We start from the raw sequence: 24,102 nt of genomic DNA on the forward strand, positions 1-24,102 counted from the left end.
GCGCAGCGAGCGAGAAACAAGGAGTTCCCATGAAACTGTGCGGTTTCGATGTTGGCCTGGACAAGCCGTTTTTCCTGATCGCAGGTACCTGCGTCGTCGAGTCGGAGCAAATGACGATCGACGTCGCGGGGCAGCTCAAGGAAATCACGAGCGCGCTCGGCATTCCGTTCATCTACAAGTCGTCGTTCGACAAGGCGAACCGTAGCTCGGGCAAGTCGTATCGCGGCCCGGGCCGCGAGCAAGGCCTGAAGATCCTCGAAGAAGTGCGCCGCCAGCTCGGCGTGCCGGTGCTCACCGACGTGCACACCGAAGAGGATGTGGCGGTTGCCGCGCCGATCGTCGATGTACTGCAAACGCCGGCTTTCCTCTGCCGCCAGACCGATTTCATCCGCGCCTGCGCCCAGTCGGGCAAGCCGGTGAACATCAAGAAGGGGCAGTTTCTCGCGCCGCACGACATGATCAACGTCATCGACAAGGCCCGCGACGCCGCGCGCGAAGCCGGTCTTCCCGATGACGTCTTCATGGCCTGCGAGCGGGGCGTTTCGTTCGGCTACAACAACCTGGTGTCGGACATGCGCTCGCTGGCGATCATGCGCGAGACCGGCGCGCCGGTGGTGTTCGACGCCACGCACTCGGTGCAGCTGCCGGGCGGGCAAGGCACCAGTTCGGGCGGTCAGCGCGAATTCGTGCCGGTGCTCTCGCGTGCCGCCGTGGCCGTCGGTGTCTCGGGCCTCTTCATGGAGACGCACCCGGATCCGGCGTGCGCACTCTCGGATGGTCCGAATGCCGTGCCGCTGGGACGCATGCGCGAACTGCTCACCACGCTCAAAACGATTGACGCGGCGGTGAAGCAGGGCGAGTTCCTGGAAAACAATTTCAACTGAAATGAGACACACCGTCCTGGGGCCACTATCAGCACGCCCACAGGACGGGTATAGCGGCCGGACGCCTTGGCAGCATGGCGCCGAGTCGTTAAGCTTGTCGCGCAGCGGTCGTCAATGGCCGCCGCGAAGGCGAGTCCCCGGAGGAGAGGTCCGCGTGCAGCACGCCGAGTGCACCGTCGACATCGAAGTCACCCCACAGGCCGCCGTGCCTCATTTCGAGGCGCCGTTGTTCCCCCGTCTACGTATTGCCCACCGGTGCGCGCACAAGCGCGGCATCGGCCTCCACGTCAGGATTCGGCGCGCTGCCGGTTCACGATCAGCGCCCGGCGTGGAAGCGGCAAGTGGCAGGCGGGATTGCGGCGCGAAGCTGGTTCCCTTTAGCGTTTTTGTCTTATAGATACCGAGGAATACATGAGTGCAATCGTAGATATCATCGGGCGCGAAGTGCTGGACTCGCGCGGTAATCCGACGGTCGAGTGCGACGTGCTGCTGGAGTCGGGCGTGATGGGCCGTGCGGCAGTGCCGTCGGGTGCATCGACCGGCTCGCGCGAAGCGATCGAACTCCGTGATGGCGACAAGTCGCGCTATCTCGGCAAGGGTGTGCAGAAGGCTGTGGAGCACATCAACACCGAGATTTCGGAAGCCATCATGGGCCTGGACGCTGCCGAACAGGCCTTCCTGGACAAGACCCTGATCGAACTCGACGGCACAGACAACAAGTCGCGCCTCGGTGCGAACGCCATGCTGGCCGTGTCGATGGCCGTCGCGAAGGCGGCCGCTGAAGAAGCCGGTCTGCCGCTGTATCGCTATTTCGGCGGTTCGGGCGCGATGCAAATGCCGGTGCCGATGATGAACATTGTGAACGGCGGCGCACACGCCAACAACAGCCTGGACATCCAGGAATTCATGGTGATGCCGGTCGGTCAGTCGAGCTTCCGCGAAGCTCTGCGCTGCGGCACGGAAATCTTCCACGCACTCAAGTCGCTGATCGCCGAGAAGGGCTGGAGCACGGCTGTGGGCGACGAAGGCGGCTTCGCACCGAACTTCGAATCGAACGAACAGTGCCTCGCGACCATTCAGGAAGCCGTCGAAAAGGCCGGCTATCGCCTGGGCGACGACGTGCTGCTCGCGCTGGACTGCGCGTCGACCGAGTTCTACAAGAACGGCAAGTACGAACTGGCCGGTGAAGGCCTGTCGCTGACCTCGGAAGAGTTCGCCGACTACCTCGCCAACCTGTGCGACAAGTTCCCGATTGTCTCGATCGAAGACGGCATGTCGGAAGACGACTGGGCCGGTTGGAAGATCCTGACGGACAAGCTGGGCAAGAAGGTGCAGCTGGTCGGCGACGACCTGTTCGTGACCAACACGAAGATCCTGAAGCAAGGCATCGATCAGGGCGTGGCCAACTCGATCCTCATCAAGATCAACCAGATCGGTACGCTGACCGAGACGTTCGCCGCCATCGAAATGGCCAAGCGCGCCGGTTACACGGCGGTTGTGTCGCACCGTTCGGGTGAAACCGAAGACTCGACGATTGCCGATATCGCCGTGGGCACCAACGCAGGTCAGATCAAGACCGGCTCGCTGTCGCGTAGCGATCGTATCGCCAAGTACAACCAGCTTCTGCGCATTGAAGAAGACCTCGGCGATATCGCTTCGTACCCGGGCAAGGAAACGTTTTACAATCTGCGCTAATTCCGTTTCCCCGGGCAGTTAAGGCCTGACGGTCGTCAGGCCCGCCTTCCCGGAATTCTTGCCAGGCGAAAGCATGCGAATGGTGACCTTGGTACTGGTGGCGTTGTTGGTTGTCATCCAGTATCCGCTCTGGTTCGGCCACGGTGGTTGGTTGTACGTGCACGAACTGCGCGACGAGCTGAGCGCCGAACAGCAGAAGAACGAGCAGTTGAAAGAACGTAACGATCGCCTTGCAGGCGAAGTGCAGGATCTGCAGGACGGCACGTCGGCGATCGAAGAACGCGCTCGTTTCGAGTTGGGGATGGTCAAGGACGGCGAATTGTTCGTGCAATTCGTCGGTGCGGATGGGGCTGGCGCGCCGCAAGGTGCCTCCGGTGCCGACGCGCCGCTCGTCTCGTCGACCGAACCGGCTCACAAGACGGTCGCCGCTGCGCCGCCGCCCCCACCGTCGCAGACGAAGGGCAAGACGCAGTCGGCGCACAAGGCGCAGCATCACTGATCCTCACTGGCCGCTGCTGCCGTTCCCGGCAGTCTTGCGCAGATGTAGTACAAAAAAATGGCACTCCCTCGGGAGTGCCTTTTTTATGGCCTTCGGAAACCGACCTTCGGAAACCGACCTTCGGAAACCGACCTTCGGAAACCGGCCTTCAGAAGCCGATGCCTATACCGACCGAGGATCGCGGGCCATACCCGCCCGGACCATACCAACCGGGGCCGTACCAACCCGGCCCGTACCAACCCGGGCTGCCCCAGCCGCCATAGAAATAAGCGTTGCTGTTGTAGCTGCGAATAGCGTCGTTCAGCGCGCGTTGGGCACGCTCACGCTCGATCGTGGATTCCTGCTCGTCGTAGATGTGCTTGTTCAGCCGCGTCAGGTCCTGCTTTTGCGCATCCGTCATGGCTGGTACCTCTTCCTGCGATTGCGGCAGCCGTGCCGAAGGGGCGTCGGGCGGCGGCAACTGCAACTGTGCACAGCCGGTGGCAAGCGTCAGCGCGAGCAGCGCCATTGCGCAAGCTGCGGCTCGCCATGGGGGAGCGGCAAGTGCGGCGAAATCGGGGGAAGTTTCGGAGGTGGCTCGGGGCATGGTGGCGCAATAACCCGGTGTGGTTCCGTCCTATCCGTGGACGGAGGGCAATGGCATCTGATACGGGGCGACCCCGCATCTCGCCGGATGTGAACTCAGATTCCCCGGCGCGCGGGGCGTTCCGCGCGCCGCAGAAAATCTGTGCTTCAGTGCTGCCCGGCCGGGGCGGCGTGCGACTGCTGGGTGAAGAGTTGGGCCGCGTCGATCTTGTCGTAATGATAGGTCTGACGGCAGAACTCGCAAGCGACTTCGAGGCTGGGGCGTTCGTCGAACACGCTCATGACTTCGGTTTCACCCAGCGTGCGAAGCATGTTCGAAACGCGCTCACGCGAGCACGTGCAGCGAAACGCCGTGGGCAGCGGGTCGAACACACGAACCGTTTCTTCCCAGAACAGGCGATGCAACATCGTCTCGCGATCCGTGCTCAGCATTTCATCGCGCTTGAGCGTGTTGCCGAGGTGGCAGACGCGATTCCATGTGTCCTCGTCTTCCTCGGGCGCACGTTCGGCGCCGGCGCCAGCCGTGCCGCCATGGCCCGGTAGCTTTTGCAGCAGCATGCCGACCGCGTGGTTTTCGTCTGCGGCCAGCCAAATGCGCGTGTCGAGCTGCTCCGAATGGTGCATGTAATGCTCAAGCACCGACGCCATGTCGGGCAGCGGACCGTGTTCGTCCGACAGCGGCACCACGCCCTGATACGGCTGCTGGCCGGGTTGCTTCACACGCGGATCGAGCGTGATGGCGAAGCTGGCGCGGCCGTTCACGTTGAGCATTGACTTGAGCGTCGCGTCATCCGGGATCTCGCCGCTGTACTTCGCGGTGGCGCGCATCGTGAGATCGGCATTGCATTCCACGACCACCATGCTGACCGGGCCATCACCGTGCAGTTGCAGGATCAGCGCGCCGTCGAATTTGACGTTCGCTGTCAGCAGCGCAGCCGCGGCCATCATTTCGCCGAGCAGGTTGCGTACGGGGGTGGGGTAGTCGTGACGCTCCAGCACAGCGCGCCAGGTGGCGTCGAGGCTGACGTATTCGCCGCGCACGGGGGCGGCGTCGAACATGAATTTCTGAAGTTGGTCGGACACGGTCGAATTCCTGAAAAATGCGGCAACGGCGATAGGTGCTGTGGGCCAAAAGGCGCGATAGGCGGAGTCATCTAGTGCATGAATCGCACAAGTGTTCCTGCATTCGCTCGTACTCAAGGGCCCATCAGCGCGCAATCGCCGACGATTGGCGCGTCAATGTTGCGATATTTGGGGGCGCGCGCCGCATTTTCAACACATCGGCAGCGAACGCTCGCGCTCCCGACGGGCCGCGCGCGCCACTGCCGGACGCGCGTTCAGCCGATGCGCACCAGCTGTTCCTTGAAAACCTGCCGGCGCGTGGCATAGACGTCGGCATTGCGCTTGAGATTGGCGACTTCTTCATCGGTCAGTTCGCGCACGACCTTGGCGGGCACGCCGAGAATCAGCGAACGGTCCGGAAATGTCTTGCGCTCGGTGACCAGCGCGCCTGCGCCCACGAGGCTGTCGCGGCCGATAACGGCGCCGTTAAGCAACACGGCCTGAATGCCGATCAGCGAATTCTCGCCGACGGTGCAGCCGTGCAGCATGGCCTGATGGCCGACACTGACGCCATCGGCCAGCGTGAGCGGATAGCCCGGATCGGCATGCAGCACAGCGCCTTCCTGCACGTTGGTGCCGATGCCGACCTTGATCGGCTCGTTATCGCCGCGAATCGCCACGCCCGGCCACACGCTGCTGTTCTCCGCTAGAACCACCTCACCGATGATGGTAGCGGTGTCGGCCACGAAAGCACTCTCGTGGATCTGCGGGGTCTTGTCTCCAAGTTTATAGATCGGCATGGCGGCTTCGGTTCGCGGTTAAAATCGACGAAACCGCTATTGTAACGTCATGGCCGATTTCACTCCTGCACCCGGCGCCGATGCCGCGCGCCACGCCGTCTCCGGCAAATCCGTCGAAATTTCCTCTGCCGCCGTTGCCGTGTCGTCGTCGACCGATGTGTCCGGCTGCGCGCGCGAACGCGCCCTCGAACTGCTGCGCATCTGCGATCCGTTCGAGAAGGCCGTGGGCGTCACAGCGCTGCGCGATGCCGCACGCGACGGGGCGGCGCATTGGCATCCGGCGCGTCAATTCCTGTCTGCAGACGGTGAGCATGAGGCCGGGATTCCGGGCCGTCCGGCGACACCGCAACTGGTTTCGCCCAGAGAGTTGAAGCAGCGGGCAGTGACCTCTGTGGACGGGCGCGCCGCGTTGTTGCATGCGCTTGCTCACATCGAATTCAACGCCATCAATCTCGCACTCGACGCCTTGTGGCGCTTCGACGGCCTGCCGAGCGCCTATTACGACGACTGGCTTCAGGTCGCAGCGGAGGAGGCGTATCACTTCTCGCTGCTCGTCTCGCATCTGCGAACGTTGGGCGATCAGTACGACTACGGCTGCTTCCCGGCGCACGACGGGCTGTGGGACATGGCGCGACGCACGTCCGGCGACTGGCTGGCACGTCTGGCGCTCGTGCCGCGAACGCTCGAAGCACGCGGCCTGGACGCCAGTCCACCCATCAAGGCCAAACTCTCCAGCGCAGGTGACAAGGCCGGTGCGGCGATTCTCGACATCATCCTGCGTGATGAGATCGGACACGTCGCCATCGGCAACCGCTGGTATCGCTGGGGCTGCGAGCGCGCAGGCTGTGAGCCGGTCGAGACGTACGCGCGGTTGGCCGCGCAGTACGGCGCGCCTCGCCTGCGGGGACCGTTCAATCTCGAAGCGCGCAGGGCGGCCGGATTCGACGACGCCGAACTCGCGGCGCTTCAGGCCGGTGAGTAAGGGCGGCGTATTCGTTAAAGCGCATGAAAGCGCGTGAAAGCGGGTTTCGCTTTTTGACGCTGCTTCCGAGGTGGCGACGTCCGTCGATATACTCGACGCTCCTCATTCGTTCAGATATTCACTTTCTGACGGTGTCATGACTGATGCGACCGATATGACCGATTCCCGATCTGAGTTTCTGACGGTGCGCGGCCTGCGCCACCACGTTCGCCAGTGGGGCACGCCCGGCGCGCCGAAACTGTTTGCGCTGCATGGCTGGATGGACGTGTCGGCGTCGTTCCAGTTCGTTGCGCAGACGCTCGCGCAGCGCTGGCACGTGCTCGCGCCCGACTGGCGCGGCTTTGGCCTTACCGACTGGCCCGTCGCCGACGGACGCGCTGGCAGTTATTGGTTCCCGGACTACATCGCCGATCTCGACGCGCTCGTCGATGTCTACACGGAGCCCGGCGAAGCCATCAATCTGATCGGCCACAGCATGGGCGGTAACGTGGCCTGTCTGTACGCGGGCGTGCGTCCGGCGCGGGTGCGGCGCCTCGTGAATCTCGAAGGCTTCGGCCTGCCGCCGTCGCCACCAGCTGCCGCAATCCGCCAACTGAGTCGCTGGCTGGACGATGTGCAGACGCAGCCGACGCTGCGTCCGTATGCGTCGCTCGACGACGTGGCGGCGCGCCTGCGCAAGACGAACCCGCGCCTCACGCCCGAACGGGCGGCGTGGCTTGCGCCGCGCTGGGCACGTCAGGCGAGCGACGGTCAGTGGCATTTGCTTGCCGATGCAGCCCACAAGATGGCCAACCCGTATCCGTACCGCCTGGATGAAGCCATGGCGGTGTGGAGCAACGTGAGCGCGCCCGTCCTGCATGTCGAGGCGACGGATTCGGACGTGCTGCAACATTTCTCCGGGGCGCAAGGTAAGGAGGTTTTTCGCGAGCGATTCGAGGTCTTTCCGAATTTGACGGAGGCGTTCGTCGACGATGCGGGGCATATGCTGCATCACGACCAGCCGGAAGTCGTCGCGCGTCTGATCGAGGATTTCTGCCGCCACTAGGGAGGAGCCAGCGCAGCGGGACAAGTTCGGGCAGCGCGCGGCAACTCGCGTCGCGTGCACTTGAGCGGTAGAATGAGGACGTCATTACCACGTCATACGCCGGTGTCAGAAGGGCAATCACGGGGCGAGGGGGCTGAAGGGGCAGCAGGGCTGCCGGCGTCCCCGAAATCCCGTATCGCGCCATCGCCTGGCGGCTCATCATGCTCAACGCGGATCTTCACTGTCATTCCAAGGTGTCGGACGGCACGCTAACGCCGTCCGAAGTGGCGCAGGTCGCTTTCGAGGCCGGCGTCGACCTGTGGGCGCTGACGGATCACGATGAAATCGGCGGCCAGCGCGAAGCGCGGGCGGCGGCCGAAGCGCTGGGCATGCGTTACGTGAGCGGCGTTGAAATCTCGATTACGTGGGCGAACCGCACGGTGCATATCGTCGGACTGAACATCGACCCCGACAATCCAGTGCTGATCGACGGCCTCGCGGCGACGCGCGGCGGTCGTGCCGCCCGGGCGCAACTGATGAGCGAGCAACTGGCGGCCGCTGGCATTCCCGACGCTTACGAAGGCGCGCTGCGCTTCGTCGGCAACCCGGATCTGATCTCCCGCACGCACTTCGCACGCTTTTTGGTGGAAATTGGCAAATGCGCGTCGGTCTCCGACGTTTTTGCGAAGTATCTTTCGGAGGGACGTCCGGGCTACGTGCCGCATCGATGGGCGACGCTGGAGGAGTCCGTCAGGTGGATTCGTGGTGCGGGCGGCATTGCCGTCGTTGCCCACCCCGGGCGCTATAAATTCACGCAGCTGGAATTCGGCGCGCTGTTCGATCAGTTCCGCGAACTGGGCGGCGAAGCGATTGAAGTGGTGACCGGCAGTCATACGCCGGATCAGTACCGCGAGTATGCCGATGTCGCGCGTCAGTACGGTTTTCTGGCGTCGCGCGGCTCGGATTTCCATGGACCGACCGAGAGCCGTGCGCTGCTCGGCAAGCTGCCACCGTTGCCCGACGATCTCACCCCGGTCTGGAGCCGCTGGCAGTAACTTACCGCCAACATGTCGCAATTCTTCCAGATTCACCCGGAAAATCCTCAGCCACGTCTCATCAAGCAAGCGGCGCAGATCATCGACAAAGGCGGCATCGTCGCGTTGCCGACCGATTCTAGCTACGCGATTGCCTGTCATATCGACGACAAGCAGGCCGTCGACCGACTACGGCGTATTCGCGGGCTTGACGAGAAGCAGATGCTCTCGCTGCTCGTGCGCGATTTGTCCGAACTGGCCGAATTTGCCATCGTCGATAACCGGCAGTACCGGCTGATCAAGGCGACGACGCCGGGGCCGTACGTCTTCATTCTGGAAGCGACGAAAGAGGTGCCGCGACGCCTCTCGCACCCGTCGCGAAAGACGATCGGCCTGCGTGTGCCGGAACATGCCATCACGCTGGCGCTGCTCGAAGAACTGGGCCAGCCGCTGTTGGCCACGACGCTGATTCTGCCCGATGAAACCGAGCCGCTGAACGACCCGGAGGAAATCCGGGAGCGGCTCGAGAAGCAACTGGACCTCGTGATCGATGGCGGGGCGTGCCCCAAGGAGCCGTCGACGGTGGTCGATCTGACGGTGACGCCGCCGGAAGTGTTGCGCCGCGGACGCGGATCGCTGACACCGTTCGGCCTGTCGTGATGACCTGGATGTGCCGTGCCTGCCCGCTGTGGCCCCAAAATCTTTGTAAGGGTAGGTAATACTGGCGTGCAGGTCTGCTTGTTACAATAGTCGGCTATGAATGCAGACCTGATCCAGACCATTGCGGTCTACGCGCTCCCCGTCCTCTTCGCGATTACGTTGCATGAGGCTGCGCACGGCTATGTCGCCAAGCATTTCGGCGACCCCACAGCATTTCTGATGGGGCGCGTCACACTCAATCCCCTCAAGCACATCGACCCGATCGGCACGATCCTCGTGCCGCTGGCGCTTTATTTCATGACGAGCGGGGCGTTCCTGTTCGGTTACGCCAAGCCGGTGCCGGTCGCGTTCGGCAGCTTGCGCAATCCGCGCATCGATACGATCTGGGTGGCGCTGGCCGGTCCGCTGTGCAACTTTGCCCAGGCGATTCTCTGGGCCCTGGTCACCGTCGGGCTTCAGATCGCGGAGGTTCGCGAACCGTTCTTCCTGATGATGGCGCAGGCCGGTCTCGTGGTGAACCTCGTGATGTGCATGTTCAACCTGTTTCCGGTGCCGCCGCTCGACGGCGGACGCGTGCTGGTATCGCTGCTGCCTGCGCGTGCGGCCTATACGCTCTCACGTATCGAGCCTTACGGCTTTTTCATTGTGATGGCGCTGGTTGTCAGTGGTGTGCTCGGCCGTGTCTGGCTGTGGCCGCTGATTCAGTGGGGGCGTGACGTGATCGTGTGGATGCTCACGCCGCTGCTGTCGCTGGCTTCCTGAAGTTTTTGCAGACCTATAACTAGACCATGTACCCCGAACGCGTTTTCTCCGGCATGCGACCGACCGGTCGTCTGCACCTCGGCCACTATCACGGCGTGCTCAAGAACTGGATTCAGCTCCAGTCGGAGTATCCGTGCTACTTCTGCGTCGTCGACTGGCATGCGCTCACCACGCACTATGAGACGCCCGACGTCATCGAACAGAACGTATGGGACGTACTGATCGACTGGCTGGCGGCAGGGATCGATCCGAATCAGGCCACGCTCTTCATCCAGAGCAAGGTGCCCGAGCACGCCGAACTGGCGCTGCTCATCGGCATGAGCACGCCGCTGGGCTGGCTCGAACGCGTGCCGACGTACAAGGAGCAGATCGAGAAGCTCAAGGAAAAGGACCTGTCGACATACGGCTTCCTCGGCTATCCGGTGCTCATGGCGGCGGACATTCTCCTGTATCGCGCGCTGCATGTGCCGGTGGGCGAAGATCAGGTGCCGCACGTGGAAATGACCCGCGAGATCGCGCGGCGCTTTAACTATCTGTACGGTCGTGAAGCAGGTTTCGAAGAGAAGGCGCTGGCGGCCGCCCGCAAGCTTGGCGGCAAGCGCTCGAAGCTCTATCTCGAATTGCGCAATGCCTATCAGGAGAAGGGCGACGACGAGGCGCTCGAACAGGCGCGCGCCATGCTGTCCGAATCGCAGTCGTTGTCGATGGGCGATCGTGAGCGTCTTTTCGGTTACCTCGAAGGCGCACGCAAGCTGATCCTGGTGGAGCCGCAAGCATTGTTGACGCCGGCGTCGCGCATGCCGGGGCTCGACGGTCAGAAGATGTCGAAGTCCTATAACAACACCATCGGCTTGCGCGAGGACGCGGAATCGATCACCAAGAAAGTGCGCACGATGCCGACGGACCCTGCGCGCGTGCGCCGCACCGATCCGGGCGATCCCGATAAGTGCCCGGTGTGGCAGTTGCATCAGGTCTATAGCGACGACGACACGCGCGAGTGGGTTCAGAAGGGCTGCCGCAGTGCGGGCATCGGTTGCATCGAATGCAAGCAGCCGGTCATCGAAGGCATCCTGCGTGAACAGCAGCCGATGCTTGAACGCGCGCAGAAGTACATGGACGATCCGTCGCTGCTGCGCGCCATCGTGGCCGATGGCTGCGAGAAAGCCCGCAAGTCGGCGCAGGAAATCATGCGTGACGTGCGTGAAGCCATGGGGCTTCAGTATTCATGACGGCTGACGTCGTGACTGCTGCCGTCTCAACCGGTGCCGCGCACGGTGTCGGCGCACCGTCTGCGTGGCTGGTGCGCTGGGCGCATCTCATCGCGCCGGGCGCACATGTGCTCGATCTCGCTTGCGGGCACGGACGTCACACCCGCTGGCTTGCTGGGCGGGGTGTGCATGTGACGGCCGTCGATCGCGACGAAGCGGCGCTTGCCACGATGGCAACGCTCGCGAACGTGACGACGCTCAGCGCCGATTTGGAAGGTGCGCCGTGGCCGCTGGCTGCGCACGCGCCGTTCGACGCCGTCATCGTCACAAACTATCTGCATCGTCCGTTGCTTGCGCAGATCGCCGCGAGCGTAGCGCCGGGCGGCGTGCTGATTTACGAAACCTTTGCCCAAGGAAACGAAAGGTACGGGAAACCGTCCAATCCGCTGTTTCTGCTGGCGCCGGGCGAGTTGCTCGACGTTGCGCATGCGGCGGGCCTGCGTGTCGCGGCTTACGAGGATGTCACGCTGCCTGCACCGCGTGCGGCGTGTGTGCAGCGTCTGTGCGCAACACGTGCCGTCCCCGGGGAAAACCCCGGCATCGCCGCCCTGTACGAGGCGACAGCGTAATCCGCTACAATCCACCCTTATCGCTGAATTGTTCGATCAACCATGACTACCCAAACTCCGATTCAAGGCAGTATCGTCGCGATTGTCACCCCGATGGCAGAGGACGGCAGCCTTGACCGTGAAGCACTGCGTAACCTGATCAACTGGCACGTCGACGAAGGCACGGACGGTATCGTGATCGTCGGCACGTCGGGCGAGTCCCCGACGGTGAACGTGGAAGAGCACTGCGAGCTTATCGAGATCGCCGTCCAGCAAACCGCGGAAGCTGGCCAGTCGCGTGGGCGCAAGGTGCCCGTGATCGCCGGCACCGGCGGCAATTCGACGGCCGAAGCTATCGAGCTGACCCGGCATGCCAAGAAGGTCGGTGCGGATGCGTCGCTGCAAGTCGTGCCGTACTACAACAAGCCCACGCAGGAAGGCCAGTACCAGCACTTCCGCGCCATTGCCGAAGCCGTTGAGCTTCCGGTCATCCTCTATAATGTGCCCGGCCGTACCGTGGCAGACGCCAGCAACGATACGCTGCTGCGTCTGGCGCAAGTGCCTGGCATCGTTGGCGTGAAAGACGCCACGGGCAACCTGGATCGCGGCATCGACCTGATCCGGCGCGCTCCGAAGAGCTTCGCCGTGTACAGCGGCGACGACCTGACGGCTGTTGCGCTCATGCTCATGGGCGGTCAGGGTAATATCTCGGTCACCGCCAACGTGGCACCGCGTGCGATGCACGATCTGTGCGTGGCTGCGCTGGCTGGCGACGTGACCAAGGCACGTAAATTGCAATTCAAGCTGTTCGAACTGCATCGTGCCATGTTCGTCGAAGCCAATCCGATCCCCGTGAAGTGGGCGCTGCAAAAGATGGGCATGATCGCGTCGGGCATCCGCCTGCCGCTCACGCCGCTTGCGCAGCCGTATCAGGACACGGTGCTCGAAGCCCTCAAGTCGGCCAACATCGCCGTTGTCTAAGCTGTCGTTCAGGCACCCGGGTTCGATTGCCCACCCATTTTTTTGCGACTCATGAAACGAATCGTCAGTAATTCCGTAGCTCGTCCCGTGCTGGCATGGGCCGCTATTGCCTCGTTGGCCCTCGTCGCCGGATGCAGCTCGCTGTCGAGCGCCTTGTCTTCCGACAAGGTCGACTACAAGAGCTCGAAGACCGGCCCCTCGCTCGACGTCCCGCCGGATCTGACGAACGTTCAGGCCGCTGACCGCAAGTACGTGTCGCCGGGCGGCACCGCCACGCTGTCGACCTACGAGACGCAGCAGAAGGTCGTTGCCGCCAATCCGACGGATACGGTGCTGCCGGAGGTGCCGGGCATGAAGGTCGTTCGCGACGGCAACGAGCGTTGGCTCGTGATTCAGAAGCCGGCCGGTGAACTGTGGCCGACGCTGCGCGAGTTCTGGCAGGAAAACGGCTTCGTGTTGACGATCGACTCGTCCGACACCGGTGTGATGGAAACCGACTGGGCCGAGAACCGCGCCAAGCTGAATCAGGACATCATCCGCGATCTGCTGGGCAAGGTGCTCGACGGTCTGTATTCGACCGGCGAACGCGATCGTTTCCGTACCCGCGTCGAACGTGATCCGAACGGCGGCACGGACATCTACATCACGCATCGTCGCATGGTGGAAGTGTTCACGAACTCGCAGAAGGACACGACCAAGTGGGAGCCGGCGCCGAACGATCCGGGTCTCGAAGCCATCATGCTCACGAAGCTGATGCAGCGCTTCGGCGCGCAGGCCGATCAGGCCAAGGCGCAAGTCGAAAGCGCGAAGGCGGGCGGACCGACCAGCCAGGTCGTGAAGACGGCTGATGCTTCGTACCTCGACATCAACGAGCCGTTCGACCGTGCATGGCGTCGTGTGGGCGTGGCGCTCGACCGCGGTAACTTCACCGTGGACGACCGTGACCGCGCGAAGGGTCTGTACTTTGTGAGCTATGTCGATCCGGCATCGCTGGCGAAGGACAACGGTTTCTTCTACAGCCTGTTCCATGCGAAGGAAGTGCAGGATCAGAAGAAGGCCAAGAAGTACAGCGTGAACGTGCAGGGTCGCGGCGATAGCCAGACTCGCGTGCAGGTGCTCGACGACAAGGGTAACGTCGACAACTCGCAGATCGCTCAGACGATCATCAGCGTGATCGGCAACCAGCTCCGTTAAGGCGGGGTGTGCGGTTCGCCAGTCTAGGCAGTGGCAGCGAAGGCAATGCCCTGCTGGTGGAGGCGTCGGAAGGCGCCTCCACGACACGCATTCTCCTCGATTGCGGTTTCTCGATGCGAGAGGTCGAGCGTCGCCTCACGGCACGCTCGATAGACGTGGCGTCGCTCGACGCCATCGTCATCACGCATGAACACGCCGACCACATCGGCAGTGCACTTTCCCTCACTCGCAAGTATCGAATCCCGCTCATCATGAGCTGGGGAACGGGGCAGGCCGTCAAGGTCGCCACGACACTCTCTGTCGAGGACAGCCATGCGCTCGTGCGGTGGTGTCGTTCCGACGAGCGGCTGACGGTGGGTGGCCTGGAGCTGCATCCCTACACCGTGCCCCACGACGCGCGTGAGCCTCTGCAATTCGTGTTTTCCGATGGTGCTCGCCGCTTGGGTGTGCTGACCGATGCCGGGTGTCCGACGGCGCACGTCATCGCTACGCTGGGTGGTTGCGACGCGTTGGTGCTCGAATGCAATCACGATCGCGAGATGCTGGCCAACAGCAAGTATCCCCCGTCGCTCAAGGCGCGCATTGGCGGCACCTATGGCCATCTGGCGAACGACGCTGCTGCGGAGATTCTCGGGGCAATCGACCGGGCAAAACTTCAGCGTGTGGTCTGTGCGCATTTGAGCGAGCAGAACAATACGCCTGAGCTGGCGATGGCCGCGATGACGGGTGTCATCGGCGCGGAGGCGACAGAGATCCTGGTGGCGACGCAGGCGGGCGGATTCGACTGGCTGACGTGCTAGCGAAGCGTACGAAGTGTACAGACGTAAAAAAGCCGGTCAGAAGACCGGCTTTTTTTGCTCAACTGCCTTGCGGCAGCGAGAGCTTACTTGCTGGCAGCAGCGTCAGCAGCCGAAGCAACGGCGTCAGCAGCAGCACCAGCAGCCGAAGCGGCCGTGTCAGCAGCAGCACCAGCAGCCGAAGCAGCCGAATCAGCAGCAGCGCCAGCAGCCGAAGCGGCGTCCGAAGCAGCCGTAGCAGCCGAAGCGGCAGCGTCAGCAGCCGGAGCAGCGGCTTCTTCCTTCTTGCCGCAGGCGGTCAGGGCGATAGCCAACAACGAAGCGACGAGGAGAGACTTCTTCATGATCACGTCCTTTTATGGTAGAAGACAAGCGAATTGAATATTAGTTACGGTAATACGCTCTTGCCAGCGCAAAGCCGATTGCGAGACATTGGCAATTGAGGATTACCCTTGGTCATGCAAGCTGCTTGGCGAGAAATTATATTGGGTTTTCCCCAAGGCGTCACGTCAATCTCGCGGATTTACCCCGCTTTTTTCCTTACGGCGCGCAACTTTCGCACGCCTTTCGCGTCGGGTCCAAGTAGCAGCCATCCCGAAGCATACCAATCGTACAGAATTTCAACGATTTCTTGGTCTTTTTGCTCGAAATTCGCACATTCTGCGGCATTCAGCTCGCGCTGGTCTGCAAGGGTTCGTAACGTAGAGCGCGCAGCGACAGGCACTTCAACTGGTTCGCCGTTGACGAAGTACCGGTTGCGTCGATACAACAATTGCGTCTTCGGCGAGAGCGTCAGACCTCGTGCAGATACTTCGTGCACGAAGCGTGACGTCGAAAGCGGCTTCTCGGGCGGATCGAAGAATACGTGCGACTTCGGTTCGCTGAGCCAGCGTCCCAGGAAATCTTCGACTTCCTTTTGTCCCCAGCGCACGCGTTCGAGCTGCGAGATGAGTGTATCGATCATCGCATCGGGCAGTGCGGCCGGATGTTTGACTGCGGGTTGCTTCGGATCCGCGTATCGACCAGCGAAATGACGCGCAAACGGCAGGTCGGCTGCGTTTTCCGCGAGGTAATACAGGAAGTTCTGAAGCATCTCCTGTTCGAGTGGCGCTCGGAATCCGATGGAGTACGTCATGCACTCGCCCTCGGCTATGCCATCGTGTGCGTAGCCCGGCGGCAAATACAGCATGTCGCCCGGCTCCAGTACCCATTCTTCTTCCGCTTCGAAGTTTTTCAGAATGCGCAGCGGTACGTCTTCCAGCCATGTCGTGTCGCGTTGCGGTCCGATGCGCCAGCGTCGCTTGCCGTGCGCTTGCAGCAGAAACACGTCGTACGAATCGAGGTGCGGGCCGACCCCGCCGCCATCGGTCGCGTAACTGATCATCACGTCGTCGAGACGCGCGTCGGGAATGAAGCGAAACTGTTGCATGAGGGCGTCGATGGCGGGCGCGTGAAGATTCACGCCCTGCACGAGAAGCGTCCATTGCTTGCGCGTGAGCGGCGGCAGATCGTCGATGTCGAACGGGCCGTGATCGAGTTGCCAGCGTTTGCGCGCATGGGTGATGAGGCGGGATTCGACATCGTCCTGCGCAGCAAGGGCGAATAGCGCCTCGCGCGAAAGCGGTGCGGAAAAGCCCGGGATCGCCTGACGGATGAGCAACGGGCGCTTGTGCCAGTAGCGCTTCATGAAAGCATCGGGAGCGAGGCCGCCGAGCAACGGCAATGGAGAGCGAGAGGTCGTCATTCGTAGGAGCCGGGGCGCTGTCATACGGCTGCGCGTATAATGCGGGCTGTTTTTCGGAGAGTTTGATGAAGATCGAAAAGAATACCGTCGTCTCGGTGACTTACAAGTTGTCGGACGCTCAGGGCAACCTGATCGAAGAAAGCGGCGCCGAGCCGATGGTCTATCTGCACGGCGGCTATGATGGCACGTTCCCCAAGATCGAGGAAGCGCTCGATGGTCAGGACGTCGGCTTTGAAACCCAACTGCAACTGGAACCGGCGGACGCCTTCGGCGACTACGATTCCGAGCTGATCAAGATCGAAGAGCGCGGCCGTTTCCCGGAACCGCTCGAAGTCGGCATGCAGTTCGAAGGCACGCCGGAAGATGGTGACGAAGAGGCCGACACGCTGATCTACACGGTGACCGACGTGGCCGACGACAAGGTCGTACTCGACGGCAACCACCCGCTCGCGGGCATGGCACTGCGCTTCGAACTGAAGGTGACTGACGTGCGTCAGGCCACCGAAGAGGAAATCGAGCACCAGCACGCGCACGGCGCATCGGGTCTCGAGATCGTCGACGAGGACGAAGACGACGCGCCCACGCTGCATTAATCGCGGCACAAGCTGAGCGTCACCCGTGACGCGAAGCCCGCGAGCAGTATGAGCAAAAGCGCCGGACAGGTGCATCGTGAAATGCGATGCGCCTGTCCGGCGTTTGCATTTTCCGCACGCGTATTTGCGTTATGCGTGGTCGGGTAAGGCGAGCGGAAGCGTGGGCCTGATCCGAATCGGCGGCGCAAACTGCCTCAATTGCCATGCGTCGTGCTGCGAGACGTGGCTTTCGGGAGCATCGCGGGGCCGATCGGCATGACGCCTTGGTTCGGATCCAGGCTGATGACGGTATTGTTCGTCAGTCCCGAGGCCGGGTAGAGCACCGCATAAGGCACGGAGGCGGGTGTTGCGGTGGGCGCGGTGGACGTTGATGCAGGTGTAGCCGACGGCGTCACATGGCCTGCGGGCGCAGGCCCGGGCACCGCAGCCGGTGCAAACACACCATTGCCTGTCGTCGCCCTTGCCGTGTCCGTCCCCGAGGCGACACCTTGTGCTGCTGTCGCGCCGCTACTGCGCTGACTGCTGGCCGTTGGTGCGGCCGTGCTGTTCGGCGGCAGGAGTGCGCTCTCGAAGCGGAATAGCTGAGACGTCCGGGGATCGACGTGTACGCGCACCCATCGATTGCTCGTGGGGGACCCGAAGGTGCTGATCTGCGTGAACGTCTTCACCGGTGCACCATGAGCGTCGTGCAAGGGTTGCGAGTGATGCATGGTTTTGCCGCTATCGATCAGCAGAATCGGCCCTTTGAAGCGCGCTGCCAGGCGTTGCAACTGCGTGCGGAAATCCTTGTAGCCGTCGACGCCGCGACGTCCCGCACGATCCGAGAAGATGCCACCCAGCCCGCCGCGACGCGTGGGCTCGAACTCGGGGTCGGCCTGCGCGATGACGACCATGCCGAGCGCGTCCTTCTGCTGCGCGTAGACGAGCGCGTGTTGCAGCCAGACGCGCGTCGCGATCACCCGATCCTCATACTCGCCATTCCGTCCGCCTGCTGAGCGATAGTTATTGTTGTTGCCCGGAAGATTCACGCCGACAAAAACCACACCGCGATAAAACCACCGCACGTTCTCGTGATACTGCCGAAAGCGCGCCATGTCGCTCTGACGTGTGAGGTCGAATTGTGCGTAGCCGACAGGGCCGGGACCCAGTAGCGCGTCGTCGTCGAAGGCGTGATCGCGCAGGAAGTCGAGCCGCTCCACCGGGTTGTAGCTGCCGTCCGTTGCACGTTCGCAGTCGGCCCAGTCGTTCGCGCCGGGCACGTAGATCATTGGCTTGGGAGAACTGGCCAGCAGGCTCAGACGCTGCGTGACGAGGTCGTCGCGGCACGACTCCGAAACGCTTTTGAGATTGCCTGCGTGTACGACGAACGCGGCCGGGGTGTCGCCGATGCTCGCCAGCACACTGCGCGTGACGGGCACCTCGGTGTTATTAAATGGCGTATTGCCGAGCACCGCGAACTCGAACGGAGGCGGCTTGGCCGGTGCTTTAGGTTGTGTCTTCGCCGCGGTACGGGGCGACGCCTTCGCACTGCCGGACGTCGCTGTCGCCGCCGTCGTCGATATCGGGCCAAGCGCCAGCGCCAACGTCACAAGACACGCGGCCAGCAGGCCGGTGCAGGTGTCATGCGTGACATGTGGGCGACGAAGGCTCGACATATGGGCGGGGGCGGGGGCGGCGTCAGTCGTGCGTGCGGCCGCGCATCAGGCCTCGCAGTTCATACAACAGATCGAGCGCTTCGCGCGGACGCAGATCGTCCGGATCGATTTCCGCCAGACGTGCCAGAGCCGCTTCCGATGCAGGGTCGAGGGCAGGGGCGCTGTGCGCTCCTGCGCCGTTTGCGCCCGGTGCGATGGCATCGTCGTCCGCATCCTCTCCGATAGGCTCGACGGCCGCGCGCGGCGCAAACAGATCGAGTTGCGGCGCGGCGGGGTCGAGTGCCTGCTGCTCGAGCAGCGTGAGATGCTTGCGCGCCGCGCGAATGACCGGCATCGGTACGCCCGCGAGTTGCGCCACCTGCAAGCCGTAGCTCTGGCTTGCGGGGCCGTCCTGCACGGCGTGCAGGAATACGATCCCTTCGCCGTGTTCTACCGCCGACAGGTGTACGTTCGCGCATTGCGGGAACTCGTCGGGCAATTGCGTCAGTTCGAAATAGTGCGTGGCGAAGAGGGTGTAGCAACGGTTGTGGCCGAGCAGGTGACGGGCGATGGCCCATGCGAGCGCGAGACCGTCGAAGGTCGACGTGCCGCGTCCGATTTCATCCATCAGCACCAGGCTTTGATCCGTCGCCGTATGCAAGATCGCCGCCGATTCGGTCATCTCGACCATGAACGTCGAGCGGCCGCCCGCAAGATCGTCCGACGCGCCGATACGCGTGAAGATCGCGTCGAGCGGCCCGAGTCGTACGGCTTCGGCAGGCACGTAGCAGCCGACGTACGCCAGCAGCGCGATCAATGCGGTCTGGCGCATGAACGTCGACTTACCGCCCATGTTCGGGCCGGTGATCAGCAGCAACCGACGCGGATCGCCCAGCGAGCAATCGTTCGCGATGAAACGCTCGACTTGCTGCTCGACGACAGGATGACGGCCCTGACGAATGTCGACCACACGGTCCTGTACCAGTTCAGGCTTCACCCAGCCGAGCGTTTCGGCGCGCTCGGCAAGCGACGCCAGCACGTCGAGCTGCGCGAGCGCCTGCGCAATGCGCTTGAACTCAGTGATATGCGGCAGCAGCGATTGCAGCAGCGCGTCGTAGAGCATCTTCTCGCGCGCGAGCGAGCGCTCCTGTGCCGACAGCGCCTTGTCCTCGAACGTCTTCAATTCCGGCGTGATGTAGCGCTCGGCGTTCTTGAGCGTCTGGCGACGGCGATAGTCGTCCGGCACCTTGTCGGTCTGACCGCGCGTGACTTCGATATAGAAGCCGTGCACCTTGTTGAACTCGACGCGCAGATTGTTGATGCCGGTGCGCGCGCGTTCGCGCGTTTCCAGATCGACGAGGAACTGGCCGCAGTTCTCGGAAATGTCGCGCAGCTCATCGAGATCGGCGTCGTGACCGCGCGCGATGACACCGCCGTCGCGCAGCATGGCCGCAGGCTCTTCGGCGACGGCGCTCGTCAGCAGCGCGAGCGCATCGTCCGGAATCGCGAGGTCTTCGTGAAGGATCGCCAGCAGCGGCGAGCGCGCTTCGACCGCGCGCAAGGTGGTGTGCAACTCGGGCAACCTGCGCAGTGCATCGCGCAGGCTCGACAGATCGCGCGGACGCGCCGTCAGCAACGCCAGACGCGCGGTAATTCGCTCGACGTCAGCGACGTGACGCAGTTCGCTGTTGAGGGCGCGCCAGGTGCCGGGGCCTTCGAGCAGCGTTGCAATCGCCAGTTGACGCGACTGCGGCACCTGCTGATCGCGCATCGGGTGGTGCAGCCAGTGGCGCATCAGGCGGCTGCCCATCGTTGTGCCGCAGGTGTCGAGCAGCGAGAGCAGGGTGGGCGATTCGGTGCCGCGCAGCGTCTCCGTGAGCTCCAGATTACGGCGTGTGGCGGCGTCGAGGCCAATATAGGCCGCTTCTCGCTCCACGTTCAGACTTTGCACATGTCGCAGCGATTGACCTTGTGTTGCGGCTGCGTACTGCAACAACGCACCTGCTGCGCCCAGCGCGGGATCGAGACCGTCGCAACCGAACGCCGTCAGGCTCGCAACACCCAGTTGGTCACGCAGTCGTTGCGTGCCTGCTGCGGTGTCGAAATGCCAGTCGGGCACGCGCGTCGTGGTGCCGAGCGAGAAGCTGCCGAAGGCTTCGACGGCGCTGTCGGGCACCAGCGTTTCCGCCGGACGGATGCGTTCGAGTTCGCGCGGCAGTTTGTCGGCGGCCACTTCCATCAGGCGCAATTCGCCGCTGGCCAGCGACAGCCATGCCAGACCGGCCATGCGTTCGCTGGCGCGTCTCGCGGGCGGCATCTGCACGGCGAGCAGGTATTGATCGACCTTGTCGCTGAGCAGGGCGGCATCCGTGAGCGTGCCGGGGGTGACGATGCGTACGACCTTGCGCTCGACCGGCCCCTTGGAGGTGGCCGGATCGCCGATCTGTTCGCAGATGGCGACGGATTCGCCGAGCTTGACCAGCTTGCCGAGGTATTGCTCGACGGCGTGGTGCGGCACGCCAGCCATGCGGATCGGCTGACCGCCGGATTGCCCACGGGCGGTGAGCGTGAGGTCGAGCAGACGCGCGGCCTTGGCGGCGTCGTCGTGGAAGAGTTCGTAGAAATCGCCCATGCGGTAGAACACCAGCATGTTCGGATGCTCGGCCTTGATGCGCGTGTACTGCTGCATCATCGGCGTCATGGCGGGTGTTGCAGTGGCTGCGGCCGGTGCCGCGGGAGTCGCTTGGGTGCTCGTCATGAATGAATTCGGGTCGGGCAAGTCGGGTCACGACGCGCGCCGGCGGGGATTTCCGCCCGGCGCATCTCTCGGTGAGTCGGCAGGACAAATTTCGTTTGTCCTGCCGATTTGCACCATCGTGGCGCGTTGGATGCGCAATTTTACGACGGGTTCGGGTTGCGCCGTTATCCATCCTCTATCGATGTCACGCATCGGCGCCGATGAGGATGTCGCGCGTAGGCGTCAATCCGGCGTCGAATATTTCTCAAGTTTCCCGAAAATGTGCCGTTTCGGGTGGTAATCTCTCGCAAAAATAAGCGAAAGCAAGACAAAAGCTACTCTCGTACGGGCCAGCATGGTGAAGTCGTTGAAGGGACGGGTCGCAGCGGCGACAGCACTCGTCTCGATGATATTGATCGTCGGATTGGCCGTCGGGATCGAGTTTTTCGTCTATGGAGAGTTACGAAGCTCGATGCAGGCGCAGCTCGACACGCACGTCAAGCTCGCGGCCGATCAGCTCGACGACAAGCTGCGCGCCAAGTTCATCGAACTGCACCGCATGGCGCGCAATATCGGCGACCCCGCCACCATGACGCCCGCGCAGTTCGAGACCTTCGTGGGTCTCTCGGTGTCGATGCCTGAGACGTTCAATACGATCTTCGTTGCCGCGCCCGACGGTCATCTGTTCTACGACTCCACCTTCGCCGCGACCCCCATCAATATCGCCGACCGCGACTATTTCCGGCAGCTGCTGGCGGGCGCGCCGCAATCGGCGTCCAGCGTGATTGCGGGCAAGATCACCGCCTCACCGGGTATTGTTCTCGCGGTGCCGGTGACGAACGCACAGGGCAAGGTGATCGCCGTCGTCGGCGGCGCAGTCAATCTGTTGCGCCAGAACTTCATCGTCGATCTCGCCAGCAACCGTGTCGGCGAGACAGGGCGCTATTGCCTGATCACGAACGAGAATCCGCCACGCTACGTCATTCAGGCGGACGTCACGAAGATTCTTACGCCCGTCGGCCCGGTGCAGACGATGTGCGGCGTGCGCGACCCCGGCTCGAACGACATCGTCCACATGCATCCGCTGGTGGCGCGTGCCCCGATGACGACAACCGGCTGGAACGTGGTGGCGGTGCTGCCCGGTGCGGAGGCATTCGATCCGATTTCTCGCGTTCGGCGTCAGGTGGTGTTGCTGGCCATCGCCGCGATCGGCCTCGCGGCGCTCGTGATGTGGTGGGTGGCGCGGCGCTTGCTGCGTCCCCTCGATACGTTGCGCGAGCTGGTCGAGCGTAGCGCCGGCGACATGCGCGCGGTGCAATCGCTGCCTGTGCAGCGTGCCGACGAAATCGGCGCGCTCGCGAACACGTTCCGCACCATGATGGAGCAACTGAGCGAACGCACGGAAGCGCTTGAGATCTCGCGTGAGGCGGCGCGCGCGAACGTGCGCCGGATGCAGGAGGTGGCGGACCGCGTGCCGTATCTCGTCGCGTTTCTGGATGGCGACGAACGGTTTGCCTTCGTGAACCGCGCATGCGAGGTGCGGCTGCGGCGTTCGCGAGACCGCATTCTTGGCGTGACGGCGCGCGAGTTGCTCGGGCCGTCGCTGTATCGCGAGTTCGCGCCACATCTCGCGCGCGCCTTCGCTGGCGAGGTGGCCACGTTTGTCTGGGACTTCGGTGAGGACTCGGCCTATCGATGCTTCGAAGTGAGCTATCAGCCGGAGTGGGCGACGCATAACGTGCTTGCCGGTGTTCATGTGTTCGTGCGTGATATCACCGTCGAGCGCTCGAACGAGCGGCGTTGGCGTCGCGAGTCGCATACGGACCATCTGACGGGCCTGCTCAATCGCAAGGGCTTCGATCAGGCGTTGTCGGGGGCGGTGCGTCGCGCACGCGAAGGGGCGGGCGCACAGGCGCTGCTATTCGTCGATCTGGATCGCTTCAAGCTGGTCAACGATACCTGGGGTCATTCGCTGGGCGACGAGTTGCTTCGGCGTCTCGCCAAGCGATTGCTCGCGAGCGTGCGCGAGGGGGATGTGATTGCCCGCTTCGGGGGCGACGAATTCGCCGTGATCATGCGCGACGTGCAGGACTTGCTCGACGTCGAGCGCGCGGCGATGGCCATTCTCGACGCAGCGTCGCGTCCGATGATGCTCTCGGTCGGCGAGGTGTCAGTGGGCGCTTGCGTCGGCGTGGCGATGGTCGCGCGCAACGAGGACAAGACACCCGTCATGCTGTTCGAAGCGGCCGATCGGGCCCTCTACGAAGCGAAGCACGGCGGTCGGGGGCGGTTCGTCCTCAGCCACGGCAACGCCGAACGCGCGCCATAAGCCAGTGCCATAGGCCGGTGCCATAGGTCGGCGCCTGAGTGGGGGCTGTAAGCGGGCGCTCACTGGGGGTGGCGCGTCGTTGCGTCGACCGTTTCCTTGCGTTAGGCGCAGGCAATCGAAACAGCGTCAGCGATCATCTTCCCTGAAGTTACGAGCGTCGATTGTCTGACGCACAATGAGCGACGCCCGTCGTCGGCGATGTGCTCGGTGGTTGTTCGCGCCGCCGCTGTCGGTCGGGTGTGAGGATGTCTTCAGGAGGTTTCGAAAGTCTTCGAAAATCTTCGTCAAAG

22 protein-coding genes are annotated in these 24,102 nt (G+C 63.1%); 15 read left to right on the forward strand and 7 right to left on the reverse strand.

The window, feature by feature from the left end; genetic code table 11:
- Positions 1-29: 29 nt before the first annotated feature.
- From kdsA to ftsB, 3 genes are all read left to right on the forward strand, one after another.
- Complete coding sequence (gene kdsA / locus NTU39_RS10145) at positions 30-884, forward strand: 3-deoxy-8-phosphooctulonate synthase (protein WP_039399289.1); 855 nt, start codon at positions 30-32, stop codon at positions 882-884.
- 411 nt (positions 885-1,295) lie between these two features.
- A complete protein-coding gene (gene eno / locus NTU39_RS10150; protein ID WP_039399287.1) occupies positions 1,296-2,579 on the forward strand; it encodes a phosphopyruvate hydratase in 1,284 nt (427 codons plus the stop codon).
- A gap of 73 nt (positions 2,580-2,652) precedes the next feature.
- On the forward strand, positions 2,653-3,078 hold the full coding sequence (gene ftsB / locus NTU39_RS10155; protein WP_150664814.1) for a cell division protein FtsB: 426 nt from the start codon (positions 2,653-2,655) through the stop codon (positions 3,076-3,078).
- A gap of 148 nt (positions 3,079-3,226) precedes the next feature.
- Here ftsB and NTU39_RS10160 read toward each other — a convergent pair whose 3' ends face one another.
- The 3 genes from NTU39_RS10160 to NTU39_RS10170 form a co-directional block, all read right to left on the reverse strand.
- Positions 3,227-3,664 carry a hypothetical protein gene (locus NTU39_RS10160; RefSeq protein ID WP_174984736.1) on the reverse strand — a complete coding sequence of 146 codons (438 nt, stop codon included), beginning with the start codon at positions 3,662-3,664 and terminating at the stop codon, positions 3,227-3,229.
- A 146-nt stretch (positions 3,665-3,810) separates the two neighbouring features.
- Complete coding sequence (gene hslO / locus NTU39_RS10165; protein WP_257959772.1) at positions 3,811-4,746, reverse strand: Hsp33 family molecular chaperone HslO; 936 nt, start codon at positions 4,744-4,746, stop codon at positions 3,811-3,813.
- Between the two features lie 254 nt (positions 4,747-5,000).
- Positions 5,001-5,525, reverse strand: a complete 525-nt coding sequence (locus NTU39_RS10170) for a gamma carbonic anhydrase family protein (protein WP_150664816.1) — start codon at positions 5,523-5,525, stop codon at positions 5,001-5,003.
- Between the two features lie 49 nt (positions 5,526-5,574).
- Between NTU39_RS10170 and NTU39_RS10175 the strand changes: the two genes are divergently transcribed.
- From NTU39_RS10175 to NTU39_RS10220, 10 genes are all read left to right on the forward strand, one after another.
- On the forward strand, positions 5,575-6,507 hold the full coding sequence (locus tag NTU39_RS10175; protein WP_150664817.1) for a ferritin-like domain-containing protein: 933 nt from the start codon (positions 5,575-5,577) through the stop codon (positions 6,505-6,507).
- 154 nt (positions 6,508-6,661) lie between these two features.
- On the forward strand, positions 6,662-7,552 hold the full coding sequence (locus NTU39_RS10180) for an alpha/beta fold hydrolase (RefSeq protein ID WP_150664818.1): 891 nt from the start codon (positions 6,662-6,664) through the stop codon (positions 7,550-7,552).
- A gap of 200 nt (positions 7,553-7,752) precedes the next feature.
- Positions 7,753-8,586, forward strand: a complete 834-nt coding sequence (locus NTU39_RS10185) for a 3',5'-nucleoside bisphosphate phosphatase (RefSeq protein WP_150664819.1) — start codon at positions 7,753-7,755, stop codon at positions 8,584-8,586.
- A gap of 12 nt (positions 8,587-8,598) precedes the next feature.
- Entirely contained in the window at positions 8,599-9,225 is a 627-nt protein-coding gene (locus NTU39_RS10190) for an L-threonylcarbamoyladenylate synthase (protein WP_150660574.1), read from the forward strand.
- Positions 9,226-9,321: 96 nt separating this feature from the next.
- Positions 9,322-9,987 carry a site-2 protease family protein gene (locus NTU39_RS10195; protein WP_150664820.1) on the forward strand — a complete coding sequence of 222 codons (666 nt, stop codon included), beginning with the start codon at positions 9,322-9,324 and terminating at the stop codon, positions 9,985-9,987.
- A gap of 26 nt (positions 9,988-10,013) precedes the next feature.
- The gene (locus NTU39_RS10200; RefSeq protein ID WP_046291512.1) at positions 10,014-11,216 is read left to right on the forward strand and encodes a tryptophan--tRNA ligase; all 1,203 of its coding nucleotides are present in this window, start codon (positions 10,014-10,016) and stop codon (positions 11,214-11,216) included.
- The gene (locus tag NTU39_RS10205) at positions 11,213-11,824 is read left to right on the forward strand and encodes a class I SAM-dependent methyltransferase (RefSeq protein WP_257959773.1); all 612 of its coding nucleotides are present in this window, start codon (positions 11,213-11,215) and stop codon (positions 11,822-11,824) included. Before NTU39_RS10200 ends, NTU39_RS10205 begins: the two co-directional genes overlap by 4 nt.
- 42 nt (positions 11,825-11,866) lie before the next feature.
- The gene (gene dapA / locus NTU39_RS10210) at positions 11,867-12,784 is read left to right on the forward strand and encodes a 4-hydroxy-tetrahydrodipicolinate synthase (RefSeq protein ID WP_257959774.1); all 918 of its coding nucleotides are present in this window, start codon (positions 11,867-11,869) and stop codon (positions 12,782-12,784) included.
- A 51-nt stretch (positions 12,785-12,835) separates the two neighbouring features.
- Entirely contained in the window at positions 12,836-13,978 is a 1,143-nt protein-coding gene (gene bamC / locus NTU39_RS10215) for an NlpB/DapX family lipoprotein (RefSeq protein ID WP_150664822.1), read from the forward strand.
- An 8-nt stretch (positions 13,979-13,986) separates the two neighbouring features.
- Complete coding sequence (locus NTU39_RS10220; RefSeq protein WP_257959775.1) at positions 13,987-14,778, forward strand: MBL fold metallo-hydrolase; 792 nt, start codon at positions 13,987-13,989, stop codon at positions 14,776-14,778.
- An 83-nt stretch (positions 14,779-14,861) separates the two neighbouring features.
- Here NTU39_RS10220 and NTU39_RS10225 read toward each other — a convergent pair whose 3' ends face one another.
- Both NTU39_RS10225 and NTU39_RS10230 read right to left on the reverse strand, forming a co-directional pair.
- Positions 14,862-15,119, reverse strand: a complete 258-nt coding sequence (locus tag NTU39_RS10225; RefSeq protein WP_072617452.1) for a hypothetical protein — start codon at positions 15,117-15,119, stop codon at positions 14,862-14,864.
- A gap of 179 nt (positions 15,120-15,298) precedes the next feature.
- Positions 15,299-16,519, reverse strand: a complete 1,221-nt coding sequence (locus tag NTU39_RS10230) for a ribosomal protein uL16 3-hydroxylase (RefSeq protein WP_246184608.1) — start codon at positions 16,517-16,519, stop codon at positions 15,299-15,301.
- A 65-nt stretch (positions 16,520-16,584) separates the two neighbouring features.
- Between NTU39_RS10230 and NTU39_RS10235 the strand changes: the two genes are divergently transcribed.
- Entirely contained in the window at positions 16,585-17,112 is a 528-nt protein-coding gene (locus NTU39_RS10235) for an FKBP-type peptidyl-prolyl cis-trans isomerase (protein ID WP_150664825.1), read from the forward strand.
- Between the two features lie 194 nt (positions 17,113-17,306).
- Here the strand turns inward: NTU39_RS10235 and NTU39_RS10240 are convergent, their stop codons facing one another.
- Together NTU39_RS10240 and mutS are read right to left on the reverse strand one after the other, a co-directional pair.
- Entirely contained in the window at positions 17,307-18,767 is a 1,461-nt protein-coding gene (locus NTU39_RS10240; protein ID WP_257959776.1) for a hypothetical protein, read from the reverse strand.
- Between the two features lie 22 nt (positions 18,768-18,789).
- A complete protein-coding gene (mutS, locus tag NTU39_RS10245; RefSeq protein WP_246184609.1) occupies positions 18,790-21,504 on the reverse strand; it encodes a DNA mismatch repair protein MutS in 2,715 nt (904 codons plus the stop codon).
- A gap of 334 nt (positions 21,505-21,838) precedes the next feature.
- Between mutS and NTU39_RS10250 the strand changes: the two genes are divergently transcribed.
- Positions 21,839-23,812, forward strand: a complete 1,974-nt coding sequence (locus NTU39_RS10250; RefSeq protein WP_150664827.1) for a sensor domain-containing diguanylate cyclase — start codon at positions 21,839-21,841, stop codon at positions 23,810-23,812.
- Positions 23,813-24,102 lie beyond the last annotated feature (290 nt).

Source organism: Pandoraea commovens, from assembly GCF_024704525.1.
Lineage (GTDB): Bacteria > Pseudomonadota > Gammaproteobacteria > Burkholderiales > Burkholderiaceae > Pandoraea > Pandoraea commovens.